A 17,583-nucleotide genomic window follows, 5' to 3' on the forward strand; every position below is an offset into this window, starting at 1 on the left:
GCGGTCAGGCGGTCAGCTCGCGGTTAGGGTGCCGGATCGGCCAGCCCCGCCCGCCAGGTGGCGCACCGCAGGGCGTAGTCGGTGAGATGACGGTCGGCGAAGACCCGGGCGTCCCAGTTCTCCGGCATCGCCTCGGCGAGATCACGCCAAAGGTAGGCCATGGCGGGTAGCCCGTCGGTCAGGAGCAGCGGACGGGTCTCGTAGGCCTCGCCTTCGAAGGCATCGAGGATCGCCCGTTCCCGTGCGGCAAGCCCCAGGAGGACGAGGCCGGCGGTGGCCCGATCCGGCCCGTCCGCCTCGGCCGTGGGCACGAGGCCCGGATAGAGCCGACCACGCAGCCGGGCGGCCCRCCAGCCGGTGACCGTGGCGGGCCCCACCTCGGGTACGCGTCCGATGAGCGCCCGCACGACCTCGGGGAACAGCAGCGTCCCGTAGACGAACAGCGGGACCGCGCGCTCCGCCTCAGCCGATGACATGAGGCAACGGTAGTGCCCCGGCCATGGCGGCCCATGGGTGACCGTCCACGGCCGGCATCCCGGCGGGGAACCGGTCCTAGAGTGAGCAGACGTGAACGACAACGCGGCGCTGGCCGCCCAGGTTCGGACTGCTTCCCAGCTGACCGGGACATTCCTGCTCCGGTCGGGCCGGACAAGCACCGAGTACTTCGACAAGTACCTCTTCGAAGCCGACCCGGCGCTGCTCGCTGCGGTGGTGGCCGGGCTCACCRAACTGGTGCCGCCCGGCGCGGAGATCCTCGCCGGACTCGAACTCGGCGGAGTGCCCCTCGTGACTCTGCTCTCCCAGCGCACCGGTCTGCCCGCCCGGTTCGTCCGGAAGAAGRCCAAAGAATACGGCACCCGACGCATCGCGGAGGGCGGCGACGTCACCGGACGCCACGTCGCCCTCGTCGAGGACGTGGTCACCTCCGGTGGTGCCGTGCTCGACGCGACCCGGGTACTGCGGGATGCCGGAGCGGTCGTGGAACACGTGCTCTGTGTGATCGACCGGCAGGAGGGCGGCCGGGAGAGACTCGCCGAGCTCGGTCTGACGTTGCATCCCGTCCTGACCCGGGCGGACCTGGAGGCCGCAGCCGCGGACACCTGACCGCCCGGCGACGAGGACCATCCGCGGCCGCACATCCACAGGCCCGGAGCGATGCTCCGGGCCTGTGGATCCGAGCCCGTGTAGAAGCATGATCCCCGGGAACTCCGGGATGGTGGCAGGTGATGGATTCGAACCATCGTAGGCTGAGCCGACGGTTTTACAGACCGCTCCCTTTGGCCGCTCGGGCAACCTGCCGTCGTAGAGGAGCATACCGGTCCCGACGGAGCATCGTGATGCCGCACCGCCCCGCTGCGGCCGCCGACGATCGATTACAACGGTGAGTAGCGGCTCACGAAACGAAGGCCGCGCACCACGATCACGCACAGCACTCGACTCCACACGATCCTCACCCACATCGAACCGACCAGGAGGTCCGCACACGTGGCAGATCCATCCTTCGACATCGTCAGCAAAGTTGACGCCCAGGAGATAGACAACGCCGTCAACCAGACGGTCAAGGAAATCCGGACCMGCTTCGACTTCCGTGACACCGGCGCATCCGCGACGCTGTCCGGCGAGTCGATTCTGCTTGTAGCGAACACGGACGAGCGGGTCAAGGCGGTGCTCGACGTACTGCAGGAGAAGTTCGTCAAACGCGGCATTTCCCTCAAGGCCCTGACCTTCGACGAGCCCAAGCCGTCGGGCAAGGAGTTCCGGTTGCCCGTCACCGTTCAGCAGGGCATCGCGGAGGACAAGGCCAAGGCCATCGCCAAGAAGATCCGGACGGATGGCCCGAAGGGGGTACAGGCCCAGATTCAGGGTGATCAGCTACGGGTGACCGGGAAGAAGCGCGATGACCTGCAGCGCGTGATCCAGATACTCAAAACCGAGGACTTCGAAGTTCCCCTCCAGTTCGTCAACTACCGCTGACGCGACGGAAAAGCTGGAGACAGGGTGCACCCCGCCCGATGGGGGGTTTCGGGCGGGGTGCTTGCGGCGGAACCTGGGGGGTTTGCTCCGCCGCGGTCCTGGTTGTGAACCGACGCCGTTTCGGCCGGCAGTTCGCGGTTAAAGCGTACTCCGAGTACTTCGGGGTGTTACCGCGACGACGCGCCGCGGACAACATCGTGGCCATCGGGCCCGGTCACCGATACGGATTCATGCGTGACATCTGTTCGAGACGCTCGATCCGCTCGTTCATGGGCGGATGGGTGGAGAACAGCTTCCCGACCCCCCCACCCCGGAACGGATTTGCAATCATGAGCGCGGCGGCGGGACCGAGCTTGGAGGTCTGCGGCAGGGGCCGCGCCGCGGTGCCGGCGTCCAGCTTGCGCAACGCGTTCGCCAGCCCGATYGGGTCACCGGTGAGCGTCGCGCCGGACTCGTCGGCCTGGTACTCCCGGGACCGACTGATCGCGAGCTGGATGATCGTCGCCGCGACGGGACCCAGGATCATCAGCAGCAGAAGCTCGAAGATGCCGGGACCGTCCTCATCGTTCCGCCCACCGAAAATAGCCAGGAACTGGGCCATGTTCGCCAGATAGACGATAACACTGGCGAGGGCACCGGCCACCGATGCGATCAGGATGTCCCGGTTGTAGACGTGGCTGAGCTCGTGACCGAGAACGCCGCGTAGCTCACGATCGTCCATAATCTCCATGATGCCCTCAGTGCAACAGACCGCCGCGTTTCGCGGGTTACGGCCGGTAGCGAAGGCGTTGGGCGCCCGGGTCGGGCTGAGGTACAGCCGCGGCATGGGCATCMGGGCATTGCGGGCGAGATCCCCGACGATCGCGTAGAGCCGGGGCTGCTCGACCTGCGTCACGGGATAGGCCCGCATGGCCCGCAGGGCTATCCGGTCAGAGAAGAAGTAGGCGAAGCCGTTCATACCGACCGCGAGCACGAGCGCGATGACCAGACCTCCGCGCCCGAACAGCGAACCCACCACGATGATGGCGGCGGACAGCACGCCCAGCAGCAGCGCGGTCTTCAGACCGTTGAAGTGGCGGTGTGGCATGGCGATCGAGTGTCCGTCCTGTCGAACCGGTACACCTGTCTCAACGCGACGGCGCTGGCCGAACGTTCCCGTCGGACGTGTGGCCGCCGCCCCCGACCCGTACGGCTGCCGGCCCGCGGCGGGCCTCGCCCGGTCGGTCGCCGGGCTCGTCCGGGACGGCTTCGCGCAGGCGTGCGACCACGGCCGGGGCGAGCAGCCCGACCCGTTCGAGCTCCTCCGCGGTGAAGATCGCCAATCGTCGGTACACGGCGGCGATCTGTGGATCCAGCCGGTCGAGCGCGGTCAGATGTGCCACGACGGTGCCGAGATCACCGCGTCGCACCGGTCCGGTCGACGCCGACCAGCCGTCGGTCAGGGTGTTCGCCAGCGATGCCCGCAGCAGCGGACCGAGCGCCGCGGCCGGATCCGGCACGCCCGCCGCGGCCAGCACCTCGCCGGCAGCTGCCACCAGGGTGGTCAGGAAGTTCCCGCCGAGCACRAGAGAGGCGTGGTAGAGATCCCGCCGGTCATCCGCGACGGGCAGAGCGATGCCGCCGACGTCGGTGACCAGGCGGCGGGCCAGCCCCTCGGCCACGGGATCGGCGGTGATCCCGAACGGGACACCGACGAGGAGACCGGAGTCCTCGATGATCCCCGGCAGGGTCATGATMGGATGAAGCGCGATACGGGCCGCGCCCACGTCACCGCCTGCCGCCAGGACGCCCAGGCCGTGGCGCCCACTGAGATGCACGAGTGTCCGGCCGGGTCCGACGGCTCCCGCCGCGACCAGGTCCGTGACGACCGGCCCGATCGCGTCATCGGGCACGGAGACGAGGAGGACCTCGGCCCGCCCGGCGACCTCGGCCACCCCGCCGACCCCCGCGTCCGGAAACAGGTTCACGGCCCTCGATCGGTGCCGCGGCGAGCGCACTCCCACGGCCACCACCGGATATCCGGCCGCTGCCAGAGCGAGGCCCAGCGCCGTGCCGGCCCGGCCCGGCCCGACGATTCCCACCTTCTCCCGCGGCCCGGCCTCCCGCGGCCCGGCACTCGCCGCCGTGGACAAAGGTGCGGCGTCGGGTCGACCGTCATCCGGGCCGCTCGCGGCATCCGACTGCTCGTGCGGGCGATGCGTCATGTCCCGATGCTCCCCGTTCCGGAGCCGGCCGCTTCCGAGGGGGCCGCCCCTGATACCTGACCACCCGCCGACCCCGGCCGCCCGCACAGCCAGCATGCCCCGATGCCGGGCCTCACCGGACATACAGCCACAAGCCACCAAATAGCTACAATCGGTAACATCGCGGATCGGGCCAGGTCGCCGGCAAGAGCGAGCTCACCACTCCKGGCGCCCGACGTAAAGATCACCCTGTCGATTCCCTGACAGGCCGGGCCTCCCCCGAAATTGTGGAAAGCATTACCGGAAGCGCATTGAACCGGATCCGGCCGATCACCTCCATCGGGCGGTACACCCCTTCTGACCAGCGATATCAGGGTCAAGACACGCCAGCYGGACGATCGCAACGACAAAGACTATATACGTAGAGTTGGCAAAAAATCACCATACGGCGCGACGGCTACGGAGACCGAGGTCGATCGTCGATCGTCGACGAGGATGGAGCGATCGAACTCGGCGGCACGGTGCGCGCRCATCATTGATACGGCCGGTAGGCTGGAACGGTACCCGAGGAGGTCACTGAAGGTGTCAGAGCAGGTCAGGGAGAGGGAGACCCGCCGGCTCGACCGGGTCGTCGTGCGCTTCGCGGGCGACTCCGGCGACGGTATGCAGCTCACCGGAGAACAGTTCACCAGCGAGACGGCAGCATTCGGCAATGACCTGTCGACGCTTCCGGACTTCCCTGCCGAAATCCGCGCCCCAGCCGGCACGCCGGCCGGTGTGTCCGGCTTCCAGCTACATTTTTCCGATCACGACATTCTCACCCCGGGTGACGCACCGGACGTACTGGTTGCAATGAACCCGGCGGCCCTGAAGGCGAATCTGAAGGATCTGCCGCCGGGGGCCAATCTCATTGTCAACACCGATGCATTCACCGGCGGCAACCTCAAGAAAGCCGGCTATACGACGGATCCGCTGACCGACGGCACGCTGGATGCCTACACGGTGCATCGGGTGCCGCTCACCTCGATGACCATCAACGCGGTGCACGCCGCCGAGGGTGTCGGCGCCGGGGTCAACAAGAAGGAGGCCGAACGAGCGAAGAACATGTTCGCCCTGGGCCTCATGAGCTGGCTGTACCACCGGCCGACCGAGAGCACCGTCGGCTTCCTGGAGAAGAAGTTCGCCAAACGGCCCGAGATCGCCGCGGCGAACGTCGCGGCCTTCCGTGCCGGCTTCAACTACGGCGAGACCACCGAGTCCTTCTCGGTCACCTACGAGGTGGCGCCGGCCCGGATGAAGGCTGGTACCTACCGACGGATCACCGGGAACACGGCATTGTCCTACGGTCTGATCGCCGCCGGCGAGCTGACCGGCCTGCCGGTGTTCCTCGGCTCCTACCCGATCACCCCGGCCTCGGACATCCTGCACGAGCTGAGCCGGCACAAGCGGTTCGGCGTGCGGACCTTCCAGGCCGAGGATGAGATCGCCGGCATCGGCGCCGCGCTCGGTGCCTCCTTCGGCGGATCACTCGGCGTGACGACGACCTCCGGCCCGGGTGTCGCGCTCAAAAGCGAGACCATCGGCCTCGCGGTCAGTCTCGAACTGCCGCTCGTGATCGTCGACATCCAGCGCGGCGGCCCGTCCACCGGCCTGCCCACCAAGACCGAACAGGCCGATCTACTCCAGGCGATGTTCGGCCGCAACGGCGAGGCTCCGGTTCCGATCGTCGCGCCGCGCTCCCCGGCGGACTGCTTCAACGCCGCGATCGAGGCCGCCCGCCTGGCTACCAAGTACCGCACGCCGGTGTTCCTGCTCTCCGACGGCTACCTGGCGAACGGCTCGGAGCCGTGGCTGCTGCCGACCCGCTCGGAGCTGCCGGACCTGAGCGTCGCCTTCGCCACCGAGCCGAACCACACCGGGCCGAAGGGGCCGGAGTTCTGGCCCTACCTGCGTGATCCGGAGACCCTCGCCCGGCCGTGGGCAGTCCCCGGCACGGCGGGCCTGGAGCACCGCATCGGCGGCATCGAGAAGTCGGACGGCCAGGGTGCCATCTCCTACGATCCGGCCAACCACGACCGGATGGTGCGGCTGYGCGCGGCGAAGATCGACGGTATCGCGAACGATGTCGCGCCACTGGAGGTGGAGGACCCGTCCGGGCAGGCCCGGCTGCTCGTCCTCGGCTGGGGCTCCACCTACGGCCCGATCGCGGCCGGCTGCCGCCGGGTCCGCGCCAAGGGCATGCACGTCGCTCAGGCACACCTGCGTCATCTCAACCCCTTCCCCGCCAACACCGGGGACATCCTGCGGTCGTATGACAAGGTGCTGATTCCCGAGATGAACCTCGGGCAGCTAAGGACCCTGATCCGGGCCGAGTACCTCGTCGACGCGATCGGCTACAACCAGGTTCGCGGGCTGCCCTTCAAGGCCGCGGAGCTGGCGGGCGTCTTGGAGGACGTGATCAACCAGTGACCGTCACGACGAATCGCAGCGGCATCAGTAACCGGCTGCTCGACCTGGTGCCGGCCGCGCCGGCYCAGCAGAGCCGCAAGGACTTCACCTCCGACCAGGAAGTGCGGTGGTGCCCGGGATGTGGCGACTACGCCATTCTCGCCACCGTCCAGGGGTTCCTGCCTGATCTCGGGGTGGCCCGGGAGAACATCGTCTTCATCTCCGGAATCGGCTGTTCCTCACGGTTCCCGTACTATCTGCAGACGTACGGGATGCACTCCATTCACGGCCGGGCACCGGCGATCGCCACCGGGCTCGCCGCCTCCCGTCCCGACCTGTCGGTCTGGGTCGTCACCGGGGACGGCGACGCCCTGTCGATCGGTGGGAACCACCTGCTGCACGCGCTGCGCCGCAACGTCAACCTGAAGATCCTCATGTTCAACAACCGGATCTACGGACTGACGAAGGGGCAGTACTCCCCCACGTCCGAGATCGGCAAGATCACCAAGTCGACGCCGTTCGGCTCGCTGGACCGGCCGTACAACCCCGTGTCGCTGGCGCTGGGGGCGGAGGCCACGTTCGTCGGACGGTCCATCGACTCCGACCGGGCGCACCTGACCTCGGTGCTGCGCGCGGCCGCGGAGCACCCCGGCACCGCCTTCGTGGAGATCTTCCAGAACTGCAACATCTTCAACGACGGCGCCTTCGACCCGCTCAAGRACCGGACCAGCCGGGACGACGTGACGCTGAAGCTGGCCCACGGCGAGCCCCTCGTCTTCGGCACCGAGGGCGACAAGGCCATTCGACGGGCGCCGGACGGCAGCCTCGAGGTGGTCCCGGCGGGCAGCCCGGACGTCCTCGTCCACGACGCCTGGGCGGCCGATCCGAGCCAGGCGTTCGCGCTGTCCCGGCTCACCGGTGACTCGCACGGCGTCACCCCGATCGGCATCTTCCGCGACGTCGACGCGCCGACCTACGACGAGGCGTTGAACGCCCAGATCGCCGACGCCAAGACCCGCCAGGGCGACGGGGACCTGATGTCGCTGGTCGCTGGTGGGGAGACCTGGACCATCGAGTGATCTGAAAGCCGTCCGCTGATCTGATCAGCACTCCACAGCCCGTGGCCCGGCCGGCCGGGGCGTGCGCGCGGCCCCGCGCCCCAGACGGCCGGGCAGAGCCCGCATTACCACAGAACTATGTCATTGATAATGCCGCTTGGCAGCTATCTGCCGGRGAGTGCGCCACTCCGGCACCTTCCGGTAAGGTGACATCGCGCGTGGGGGTGCCGTGTGGCCCGGGGGGGCTCACAACACCGATGCAGCCGGAGGCGCAGTGCGGGTTCATCGAGCCCTATGCCCGCGGTCCGTGGCGAGTCCGCGTTCGCCCAGGGGCACCATCAACATGACCGTTCCKATCACGGCCGGTCGCGCCGGGCAACCCCGCGGCTCGGTCGGCGTCGTCGTCCGGACCGCTCCCGGAGGTCGCCGTGGGTAATCATTCGGCCGGTCGGCATTCACGCCAGCGCCAGGGAGCCGCCAGGCAGGCCACCGGCCGCCATTCGGCCGCGGCGCCGACGACCTCCACCGCGGCGGCCGCGTCGTTCCCACCGCCGACCCCGCCACGGCCCCCGGTCGCCCCACCCGGCGAGCTCGACACGATTACCGGCCCGCTGTCGGTGAGCACCTCCGCCCGCCGGGCCCGGGAGGCCACGGCCAGCCGGGTCGGCGATGCCGCCCAGCGTCGCCGGCCGCTGGACACGCTGTCCCGGACCGGCCGGCCACGGTTCGCCACGACAGCCACGACAGCCGCCGCCGGGGTGCAAGCCGGCGGCACCCTCGGCACCCTCTACAATCCCTTCCACGTTCCCGGGCCCGCCTCCCCCGCCGCGAGCCACCGGCCCGCCGACGTCCATCCGACGAACCCGTCCGCCGGGAGCCCCGGCCGGATGCCCGGCGCGCACCGGGCACCAGCCGATCGGCGAAGCAGCGGGCGGGTGCGGCTCGCCGCGGCGGGAACCGTCTCGCTCGCCGGGCTGTCCGCGCTGGTCGCCGGCGTAGCCCTGGGCGGCGATCCGACGGGCGCCACGACCGGCCCGAACGCCGGCGAGGCGCCTCGGGTCCAGTACACGGGCGGGACCGCCTTCGGTTCCTCCCAGACGCAGGCCTCCCGCGACCGTCCGCAGGCCGCCTTGCCCACTCCGTCCCAGGCGCTGCTGGCGCCGAGCACGAGCCAGTCCGGCCTGGGCGCCCACCCCGGTAGTCCGTCCGGGCGGTCAGGTTCCTCCCACGCCACCGGCGAGGCCTATCTGGGCCCCGGCACCTCGCCGATCCCGATCGTGCCACTGACGCCGCGGGACGAGCTCAGCTCACCCAGCACGAGCCCCACCGACCTGCGTACCATCGCGCCCAGTCCGACGGAGAGCGCCGGCGCGGCCACGACATCGCCGTCGCCGACCGACTCGTGGCCGTGGGGCGACCCGACCCCCTCAACGAGCCCGACGCCGACTTCGGCCGGTGGCTCCCTGCCGTTCCATCCAACGCCGATCGACGTCACTCCGCTGCTCGAGACATTCTTCGATACGCAGACCGGTGCCACGAAGGGCCACGCCGACCCAGCCGGAACCACATACACCTGTACGCAGTCCGCGAGCACCGCCACGGCGGCGGTCGCGTCGGGACACTGACCCAGGACGACCTGGCGACCTCGCGACCTGGCGACCTCGCGACCTCGCGACCTCGCGACCTGGCCGGATCTCACCAGATGCGGCCAGGTCGCCGGATTTCCGGGCGCTCCCCACACCACGCYCAGCCGGTGCGGTCAACCACGAAGTCCGCGAGGGACTCCAAGGCGGTCTTCGCCGGGTTGTCCGGCAACGACGCGAGGCATTCCCGCGCCCGGCTCGACCAGGAGATAAGTTCCGCCCGGGCCCGGGCCATGCCCACGTGGCCGCGTAGCAGATCGAGAGCCTCGCCCACCCGGTCCTCCGTGTTCCCGTCGCCGGGGGCGAATCCGGTGGTGATGAGCTCCCGGAGCCGTCCCGCCGCCCGGTCGTCGGCCTGCAGCGCGTAGAGCACCGGCAGGGTCGGGATTCCCTCCCGCAGATCCGTGCCGGGCGTCTTRCCGGAGTCCACCGGGTCCGAGGCAACGTCGATGATGTCGTCGGACAGCTGGAAAGCCACCCCGAAAAGCTCCCCGAAGGTCGCGAGGGTATCGACGGTGATCGGGTCCGCGCCCGCCAGCATGGCACCGAGCCGACCCGAGGTCGCGATCAGCGAGGCGGTCTTGTCCGTGATGACCCGCAGATAGTGCTCGACCGGGTCCTGCCCGGGCGCCGGGCCCACGGTCTCCCGGATCTGCCCCTCGCACAGGGTCGCGATCGTCCGGGCGAGGATGYGGGTCGCCTCCGGGCCGAGGTCCGCCGTGATGTCGGAAGCGCGGGCGAACAGGTAGTCCCCGGTGAGGATGGCGACCGTGTTCGTCCACCGCGTGTTCGCGGAGGCCGCTCCCCGCCGCCGCGGCGCCTCGTCCATCACGTCGTCGTGGTAGAGCGTCGACAGATGGGTGAGTTCGATCGCCACCGCCGCCGGCACCACGCCGACGGCCTCGGGATCGGCGAACTGCGCCGCCAGCAGCACGACGATCGGACGGAAACGTTTCCCCCCCGCGTCGACAAGATGGCGGGAGGTCTCGGTCACGAAGGCGGATTCGCTGCGCACCGACTCGCGCAGCAGATCCTCCACCCGGGCGAGACCCACCCGCACGGCCTTTTCCAGATCAGGATCGGTCCTGATCCCCACGACGTCCAGCCCGATAGCGCTCATACCACCGTCAGCGTACGAAGCCGGACGTCGCGGCGGTCGTCGCGAGGTCCAGGAGTGGCTGTGGCGCTACTCCCAGTACAAGAGTAGCCACGGTACCGATGGCGACCGCGGCGAAGGTCAGCGTCGGGCGGGTCACCACCACCGGTCCCTCGGCAAGCGGCTCGGAGAAGAACATCAGCACGATGACCCGCACGTAGAAGAAGGCGGCGATGGCGCTGCACACCAGTGCAACGACTACCAGCGGGGTGGCGTCCCCGGCGATCGCGGCCTGGAACACCGCGAACTTCCCGGTGAACCCGCTCGTCAGCGGGATCCCCGCGAGCGCGAGCAGCAGGAACGAGAACGTCCCGGCCAGCAGGGGCGAGGTCCTGCCGAGCCCCCGCCACTGGGACAGGTCGCCGGCCTCGCCGTCGCCGGTACGGACCAGGGAGACCACGGCGAAGGCGGCGATCGTCGTGAAGCCGTAGGTCACCAGGTAGAACATCGAGCCGCGCAGGCCGTCGGTGTTGGTGCCGGCGAGGCCCACCAGCAGGAACCCGGCGTGCGCGATCGCCGAGTAGGCCAGCATACGCTTGATGTCACGCTGGGTCAGGGCGAGCACCGCGCCGACCACCATGGTGAGGATGGCGATCGTCCACAGGATTGGTCGCCAGTCCCAGCGCAGCCCTCCGAAGGCGACGTAGAAGACCCGCAACAGGGCACCGAACGCGGCGACCTTCGTCCCCGCCGCCATGAACGCGGTAACCGGCGTCGGCGAGCCCTGGTAGACGTCCGGCGTCCAGGAGTGGAACGGCACGGCGCCGATCTTGAAGAACAGCCCCACCGCCAGCAGCGCGAGCGACAGATAGAGGTAGGTGTCGTTCGCACCGGCGTTGCTGACCGCGTCCGCGACCGCCCCGAGCTCCACGCTGCCGGCAAATCCGTAGGCGAACGCGACGCCGTAGAGGAAGAAGGCCGAGGAGAACGCCCCGAGCAGGAAGTACTTCATCGCCGCTTCCTGCGACAGCAGCCGACGGCGCCGGGCGAGCCCGGCCAGCAGGTACAGCGGCAACGAGAGGATCTCCAGCGCCACGAACATCACTAGCAGGTTGTTCGAGGCGACGAAGAGCATCATCCCGGTGACCGAGAAGACCATCAGCGGATACGCCTCGGTCTGCACGTCTGCCGAGGTCTGCTGCGCCGTCGATCCCTTCGAGCCCGGGGTGATCGCGGCCGAGGCCACAATAGCCCCGCCGGACGAGTCAAGCTGGCGTTCGGCCACCAGCAGCACCGACAGCAGGGCGAAGACCAGGATCGTGYCCTGCATGAACAAGGTCGGCGCGTCGATCGCCAGCGCACCGGAGGCGAGGATGGCCTGCCGGCCGTGCAGCACCGCCACGGCCACGAGCGCGGCGACGAAGCCCGCACCCGCCAGGATCGGTTGGAAGGTCCGCCGGGCCCGCTTCGTGGCGAAGGCGTCGACGAGCACCCCGACGAGCGCGACCCCGAACACGATCAGGATCGGGCTGAGCGAGGAGTACTCGATCGACGGCGGTGTGATCATCGGGTTCGATCCCTGCGCCAGGAGAAGGTCGGGTGTGGCGCTCACGAGTGGCCTCCGGACTCCGCGGCCACCGAGTGCGTCGGAGCCGGGTCAGACTTGCCGATATCGGCGTAGGTCGCCGTCACCGTCGGCGTGATGATGTCGAGCAGCGGCTTGGGGTAGACCCCGAGCGCGACGATGAGCGCGACCATCGGGGCGACGACGAGCTTCTCGCGCAGGCTGAGGTCGACCAGGACCTTGTTCTCCTCGTGCACCACCGGTCCGGTCATCGTCCGCTGGTAGAGGTACAGGATGTAGATCGCGGCCAGCACGATGCCGGTGGTCGCGACGATCGCCAGCGGCCTGTTCCGGGTGAACGTCCCCACCAGCACCAGGAACTCGCTGACGAAGCTGTTCGTTCCAGGCAACGCCAACGACGACAGTCCGGCGACGAGGAACACCCCGGCAAGCACCGGCGTCACCCTGGCCAGGCCGCCGTAAGCACCGACGTCACGAGTGCCGCGGCGCGCCACCAGGAAGCCCACGACCATGAAAAGCAGGCCGGTGGACAGGCCGTGGTTGACCATGTAAAGCACCGCGCCGCTGCCCGCCTGGGAGGTGAAGGCGAAGGTGCCCAGCGCGATGAAGCCGAAGTGGGCCAGCGAGGTGTAGGCGACCAGCCGTTTCATGTCCCGCTGCCCGATGGCGAGCAGGGCGCCGTAGAAGATGCCGATCACCGCCAGACCAAGCACCAGCGGGGCGAAGTAGTCGGCCGCGTCGGGAAACAGCGGGATGCAGTACCGGATCAGTCCGAACGTGCCCACCTTGTCCAGCACCCCGACCAGCAGCACCGCGCCGCCGGTGGGCGACTGCGCGCCGGCGTCGGGCAGCCAGGTGTGGAACGGGAACAGGGGGGCCTTGATGGCGAACGCCAGGAAGAAACCGAGGAACAGCAGCTTCTGCACCCCGGGGGTGATGTCCATCTGCCGCAGGGTGGCGAAGTCGAAGGTTCCGCTGCCGAGGTTGTCGGCGGAGACGACGTACAGTCCGATCACGGCAGCGAGCATCAGCAGGCCGCCAAAGAGGCTGTAGAGCAGGAACTTGACCGCCGCGTAGGAGCGCTGGGCCTGCTCCCGGACCGGGCCGTAGCTCCCGATGAGAAAGTACATCGGGATGAGCATCGCCTCGAAGAAGACGTAGAACAGGAAGACGTCGGTAGCGGCGAACACGCCGATCATCCCGGCCTCCAGCGCCAGCAGCAGCGCGAAGAACGCCGGGACCGACCGCCTGCTCCGCGTCCCGGCGCCGTCCACCCCGACGGCGGCCGCGCCGACGGCGGCCGCGCCGGTCGGATCCGTCGCACCGGTCGTCCCGCCATCCGCGCCTGCCTCGTCCCAGGACGCCAGGACCACGACCGGCACCAGCAGCGCGGCAAGCAGGATCAGCACCAGCGAGATGCCGTCGGCCCCCACCGAGTAGGAGATGCCGAAGGTTTTGATCCAGTCGTAGGACTGGGCGAACTGGAAGCCGGCCTTGTCCGGGTTGTAGGCCGCGGTCGCAAGGACCGCGAGCACCAGAACCGCCAGCGAGAGCCCGAGGGTGAGCTGCTTGGCGAGGGTCGACAGCCGGCGGGGCAGAGCGGCGACGACCACCRCACCCGCGGCCGGGACGATCAACATGATCGTCAACCAGGGGACTGTGTGCATGTCAGCCCGCCCTCACCAGCAGCAGAGCGCCGACCACGAGGACGGCACCTCCCAACATCGACAGAGCGTAGGACCGGACGAAGCCGGTCTGGAGGCGGCGCATCCGCCCCGACAGGCCGCCGATGGCGGCGGCGCTGSCCCGCACGAGCCCGTCAACGCCGACGAGGTCCAGCCAGACCAGGAAACGGGTCAGGTACTGGCCGGGCCGCATCGCGACGGTCTCGTTGAAGGTGTTCGCGAACAGGTCGTGACGGGCGGCGACGGTGGCCAGGGTGACCTCGGAGTCCGGCGGGGCCRTCGCCTCGACCGGGCGCAGCTGGTAGCGCACATAGGCCCCGGCAAAGCCRCCGGCGGTGACCACCAGCGTGAGCAGGGTGAGGACGAGCGGCGAGAAGGTGTGGACACCCTCGACCCCCGCCCCGGCGACCGGTTCGAGCCAGTCCTGCAGCGAATGGCCGAGGACGAACAGGCCACCGGCGAGGAGCGAGCCGACGGCCAGCAGGATCATCGGACCGGTCATCGACCCCGGGGACTCGTGCGGATGCCGAGCGTRCTCGCCCTCCGTCGTCCAGCGCGGCCTGCCGTGGAAGGTCATCAGAAACAGGCGGGACATGTAGAAGGCGGTGATGCCCRCGCCCAGCAGCGCGATCGAGCCGAGCAGGTATCCCGACGTCCCGCCCTTGTCGAAGGCGGTCTCGATGATCCGGTCCTTGGTGAAGAAGCCGGAGAACCCSGGGAACCCGATGATCGCCAGGTAGCCGACACCAAAGGTCACCCAGGTGATCTTCATATACCGCCAGAGCCCGCCGTAGTGACGCAGGTCCTGGTCGTCATTCATCGCGTGGATCACCGAGCCGGATCCGAGGAACAGACCGGCCTTGAAGAAGCCGTGGGCGAGCAGGTGCATGATGCCGATCGCGTAGCCGGCCGGTCCCAGCCCCACCGCGAGGAACATGTACCCGATCTGGCTGACTGTCGAGTAGGCCAGCACCTTCTTGATGTCATCGTAGGCACAGCCGATGACGCAGCCGATCAGGATCGTGACCGCCCCGATGATCACCACGACGGTACGGGCGGCCTGCGTCTCGTTGAAGATCGGYCCGGCCCGCACGATGAGATAGACCCCGGCGGTGACCATGGTCGCCGCGTGGATGAGCGCGGAGATCGGGGTCGGGCCCTCCATGGCGTCCGGCAGYCAGGCCTGCAACGGGAACTGGCCGGACTTGCCGCACGCAGCGAGCAGGAGCAGCAGCGCGATCGCGGTGATCGTGCCGTAACCGATGACGCCCGCGGCGGCCGAGCCGAACACGTCGGCGTAGCTCGTCGACCCGACGGTGGCGAACATGAACATGATCGCGAGCGCCAGCCCGACGTCCCCGACCCGGTTCATGTAGAAGGCCTTGTTCGCCGCGGTGGCGGCGGCCGGCTTGTACTCCCAGAACTTGATGAGCAGGAAGGACGACAGCCCGACCAGCTCCCAGCCGGCATAGAGCGACAGGAAGTTGTCGCCCAGGACGAGCAGCAGCATCGACGCCAGGAAGAGGTTCATGTAGGCGAAGAACTTCCGCCGGGCCGGGTCGTGCGCCATGTAGCCGATCGAGTAGATGTGGATCAGTGTCCCGACCCCGGTGATCAGCAGCAYGAAGACGACCGAGAGCTGGTCGACCAGCAGACCGACGTCCACCCGGAAACCGTTGACCGGAATCCAGGAGTACAGCTGCTGGGACAGCGCCCGGTCGTCACCGGGGCGGTCGAGCAGGCCGGCGAACAGCACCAGACCGATCACGAAGCTGGCGGCGGAGGTCAGTGTGCCGAGCAGATGCCCGAACCCGTCGGTCCGCCGACCGCCGAGCAACAGCACCGYGGCTCCGGCCAATGGAAGCGCGATGAGCAGCCAGGTCAGCGAGAAGACCCCCGACGCGGCCGCATAATGGATCTTGCTGCCGCCATGTTCGGCGGCAGCGAGCAGAAGCGGGTCAGCGTTCATCGCGACTCCGCCGCGGATGCCATTGGCGATAATGCGTCACTGCAGTGTCGTCCGTTCTTCCGTGGCCGACGGCCGGTCGCAGCCGCGTTCCGGCGGCGGGAGCGGACCGGAGAGTCCACCCGACCCGGTCCGCGGTGGGAGTGCTGGTCAAGATCTGGTGCTCGCGCTCGTACTCGTGCTTGGCTGGGATCTAGTACTTCAGCAGGTTCACGTCATCCACCGACGCCGAGCGACGGGTTCGGAAGATGCTGAGGATGATGRCCAGGCCGATGACGACCTCGGCCGCGGCGACGACCATGACGAAGAAGGCCATGATCTGCCCGTCGAGGGTCCCGTGAATGCGGGAGAACGTGACCAGGGTCAGGTTCACGGCGTTGAGCATGAGCTCCACCGACATGAACACGACGATCGCGTTGCGCCGGACGAGGACCCCGACCGTGCCGATGGTGAACAGTAGCGCGGAGAGGATCAGATAGTTCGCGGGGTTCATCGACCGTCCCCCTTACCGGCGCCGACGGGCGCCGAGCCGTCCGCGTCCCGGGAGATGCCGCCGCCCGGCTCGTCGGGCGTCCCGGGGACGCCCCCGATGCCCGAGGCGCGCCCGCCGCCCGGCAACAGCCCTAGCGTGTCGGCGGAGTCATGCCGGGCGAAGACGCCCGGCCCGGGCAACGGGGTGACCTGACGGCCCTCGGTGAAGCGCCGCCGCATCCACTCCCGCTGGCTGATCCGGCCGCCTTCACGTTCCCGGTGGCCGAGGACCATCGTGCCGATCGCGGCGACGACGAGCAGCGCCGAGATCGCCTCGAAGACGAAGACGTAGTCGGTGAACAGCAGACGGCSGATCGCCTGGACGTTGCCGCCGGTGTTCGCCTCGGACAGGCCCTTGGCGCTCCCGCCGTCGATCGCCGAACCGATCGGGAAGGCCAGCAGGCCCGCGAAGCCGAGGCCGAAGACGATCGCGCCGAGGCGCTGACCACGGATGGTCTCCACCAACGAGTCGGACGAGTCGACCCCGACGAGCATCAGCACGAACAGGAACAACACCATGATCGCGCCCGCGTAGACGATGATCTRCACAAACCCGAGGAACGGTGCCTCCTGAATCAGGTAGAACACCGCGACGCAGAACAGGTTGGCCACCAGCAGCAACGCCGAGTGCACGGCGCTGCGGACCATCACCATGCCGAGTGCGGCCAGCACCGCGACCGGCGAGAGAATCCAGAAGGTCGCGGCCTCACCGGTGGAGGTGCTGGTGATGTCCCCCGCCGCGGCGAGGATCTCGTGGTTCATCGTGGTCGCTCCGAACCGGCGCCGTGGGCGGGAACCTCATCCGCCCGGGAGTGCTCGCCCGCCGTCCGCCGGGCAATGACGTCTGCTGCCTCCAGCTCCGCGGCCTGCCCCGCGACCTGCTCTTGCCCCGAGGCCTGCCAGGGCAGCGGGGCGTCGGGGTCGCGAGTGTAGTAGTCGGTCTCGCTGGAGCCGAGCCGCATCGGATGCGGCGGCGCCTCCATACCCTCGCGCAGCGGAGCGAGCAGCTGTTCCTTGGTGAAGATCAGATCCTGTCGGCTGTCGTCGGCGAGCTCGTAGTCGTTGGACATCGTCAGCGCCCGGGTGGGGCAGGCCTCGATGCACAGCCCGCACAGGATGCACCGCAGGTAGTTGATCTGGTAAACGCGGCCGTACCGCTCGCCCGGGGAGTACCGCTCGGCCTCGGTGTTGTCCGCGCCCTCGACATAGATCGCATCGGCCGGGCACGCCCAGGCGCACAGCTCGCACCCGACACACTTCTCCAGGCCGTCGGGATGCCGGTTGAGCTGGTGACGGCCGTGGAAACGCGGAGCGGTCTCCTTTTTTTCCTCCGGGTACTGCTCGGTCGTCGGCTTCTTGAACATCGTCCCGAAGGTGACGCCGAACCCCTTGTACGGGTCGAGGATCCCCATGA

At 68.9% G+C, this 17,583-nt stretch carries 15 protein-coding genes and 1 tRNA gene; 5 read left to right on the top strand and 11 right to left on the bottom strand.

The window, feature by feature from the left end; all coding sequences use genetic code 11:
• Positions 1–23: 23 nt before the first annotated feature.
• A complete protein-coding gene (locus tag CcI156_RS00590; protein WP_076803958.1) occupies positions 24–476 on the bottom strand; it encodes a gamma-glutamylcyclotransferase family protein in 453 nt (150 codons plus the stop codon).
• Between the two features lie 91 nt (positions 477–567).
• On the opposite strand from CcI156_RS00590, the gene pyrE reads away from it, so the two are divergent.
• Positions 568–1,104: an orotate phosphoribosyltransferase gene (gene pyrE / locus CcI156_RS00595; protein ID WP_076803959.1), complete on the top strand. Its 537-nt coding sequence runs from the start codon at positions 568–570 to the stop codon at positions 1,102–1,104.
• Between the two features lie 110 nt (positions 1,105–1,214).
• Here the strand turns inward: pyrE and CcI156_RS00600 are convergent.
• A tRNA-Tyr gene (locus CcI156_RS00600) sits at positions 1,215–1,299 on the bottom strand.
• Between the two features lie 186 nt (positions 1,300–1,485).
• On the opposite strand from CcI156_RS00600, the gene CcI156_RS00605 reads away from it, so the two are divergent.
• The gene (locus CcI156_RS00605; RefSeq protein WP_076803960.1) at positions 1,486–1,974 is read left to right on the top strand and encodes a YajQ family cyclic di-GMP-binding protein; all 489 of its coding nucleotides are present in this window, start codon (positions 1,486–1,488) and stop codon (positions 1,972–1,974) included.
• A gap of 214 nt (positions 1,975–2,188) precedes the next feature.
• Here CcI156_RS00605 and htpX read toward each other — a convergent pair whose 3' ends face one another.
• Both htpX and CcI156_RS00615 read right to left on the bottom strand, forming a co-directional pair.
• The gene (gene htpX, locus CcI156_RS00610) at positions 2,189–3,061 is read right to left on the bottom strand and encodes a zinc metalloprotease HtpX (RefSeq protein WP_076803961.1); all 873 of its coding nucleotides are present in this window, start codon (positions 3,059–3,061) and stop codon (positions 2,189–2,191) included.
• A gap of 40 nt (positions 3,062–3,101) precedes the next feature.
• A complete protein-coding gene (locus tag CcI156_RS00615) occupies positions 3,102–4,178 on the bottom strand; it encodes a Rossmann-like and DUF2520 domain-containing protein (RefSeq protein WP_023839795.1) in 1,077 nt (358 codons plus the stop codon).
• A gap of 561 nt (positions 4,179–4,739) precedes the next feature.
• Here CcI156_RS00615 and CcI156_RS00620 point away from each other — a divergent pair.
• The 3 genes from CcI156_RS00620 to CcI156_RS00630 all read left to right on the top strand — a co-directional run bounded on the left by CcI156_RS00620 (position 4,740) and on the right by CcI156_RS00630 (position 9,288).
• Entirely contained in the window at positions 4,740–6,626 is a 1,887-nt protein-coding gene (locus CcI156_RS00620; RefSeq protein WP_076804049.1) for a 2-oxoacid:acceptor oxidoreductase subunit alpha, read from the top strand.
• A complete protein-coding gene (locus CcI156_RS00625) occupies positions 6,623–7,684 on the top strand; it encodes a 2-oxoacid:ferredoxin oxidoreductase subunit beta (RefSeq protein ID WP_076803962.1) in 1,062 nt (353 codons plus the stop codon). Before CcI156_RS00620 ends, CcI156_RS00625 begins: the two co-directional genes overlap by 4 nt.
• Before the next feature lie 407 nt (positions 7,685–8,091).
• On the top strand, positions 8,092–9,288 hold the full coding sequence (locus CcI156_RS00630; RefSeq protein ID WP_011435013.1) for a hypothetical protein: 1,197 nt from the start codon (positions 8,092–8,094) through the stop codon (positions 9,286–9,288).
• A gap of 70 nt (positions 9,289–9,358) precedes the next feature.
• On the opposite strand, the gene CcI156_RS00635 is transcribed toward CcI156_RS00630, so the two are convergent.
• From CcI156_RS00635 to nuoI, 7 genes are all read right to left on the bottom strand, one after another.
• Positions 9,359–10,426 carry a polyprenyl synthetase family protein gene (locus CcI156_RS00635; protein ID WP_076803963.1) on the bottom strand — a complete coding sequence of 356 codons (1,068 nt, stop codon included), beginning with the start codon at positions 10,424–10,426 and terminating at the stop codon, positions 9,359–9,361.
• 7 nt (positions 10,427–10,433) lie between these two features.
• Positions 10,434–11,969 carry an NADH-quinone oxidoreductase subunit NuoN gene (gene nuoN / locus CcI156_RS00640; protein ID WP_076803964.1) on the bottom strand — a complete coding sequence of 512 codons (1,536 nt, stop codon included), beginning with the start codon at positions 11,967–11,969 and terminating at the stop codon, positions 10,434–10,436.
• A 41-nt stretch (positions 11,970–12,010) separates the two neighbouring features.
• A complete protein-coding gene (locus CcI156_RS00645; RefSeq protein WP_076803965.1) occupies positions 12,011–13,654 on the bottom strand; it encodes an NADH-quinone oxidoreductase subunit M in 1,644 nt (547 codons plus the stop codon).
• A 1-nt stretch (position 13,655) separates the two neighbouring features.
• Positions 13,656–15,641 (bottom strand): NADH-quinone oxidoreductase subunit L, encoded by a 1,986-nt coding sequence (gene nuoL, locus CcI156_RS00650; RefSeq protein ID WP_076803966.1) that lies wholly within the window; start codon positions 15,639–15,641, stop codon positions 13,656–13,658.
• A gap of 190 nt (positions 15,642–15,831) precedes the next feature.
• Complete coding sequence (gene nuoK, locus CcI156_RS00655) at positions 15,832–16,131, bottom strand: NADH-quinone oxidoreductase subunit NuoK (protein WP_063578251.1); 300 nt, start codon at positions 16,129–16,131, stop codon at positions 15,832–15,834.
• Positions 16,128–16,931, bottom strand: coding sequence for an NADH-quinone oxidoreductase subunit J (locus tag CcI156_RS00660; RefSeq protein WP_076803967.1), 804 nt, complete (start codon positions 16,929–16,931; stop codon positions 16,128–16,130). Before CcI156_RS00660 ends, nuoK begins: the two co-directional genes overlap by 4 nt.
• Positions 16,928–17,581 carry an NADH-quinone oxidoreductase subunit NuoI gene (gene nuoI, locus CcI156_RS00665; protein ID WP_011435006.1) on the bottom strand — a complete coding sequence of 218 codons (654 nt, stop codon included), beginning with the start codon at positions 17,579–17,581 and terminating at the stop codon, positions 16,928–16,930. The genes CcI156_RS00660 and nuoI overlap by 4 nt, the downstream gene beginning before the upstream one ends.
• Positions 17,582–17,583 lie beyond the last annotated feature (2 nt).

The organism is Frankia sp. CcI156, from assembly GCF_001983015.1.
Taxonomy (GTDB): Bacteria; Actinomycetota; Actinomycetes; order Frankiales; family Frankiaceae; genus Frankia; species Frankia casuarinae.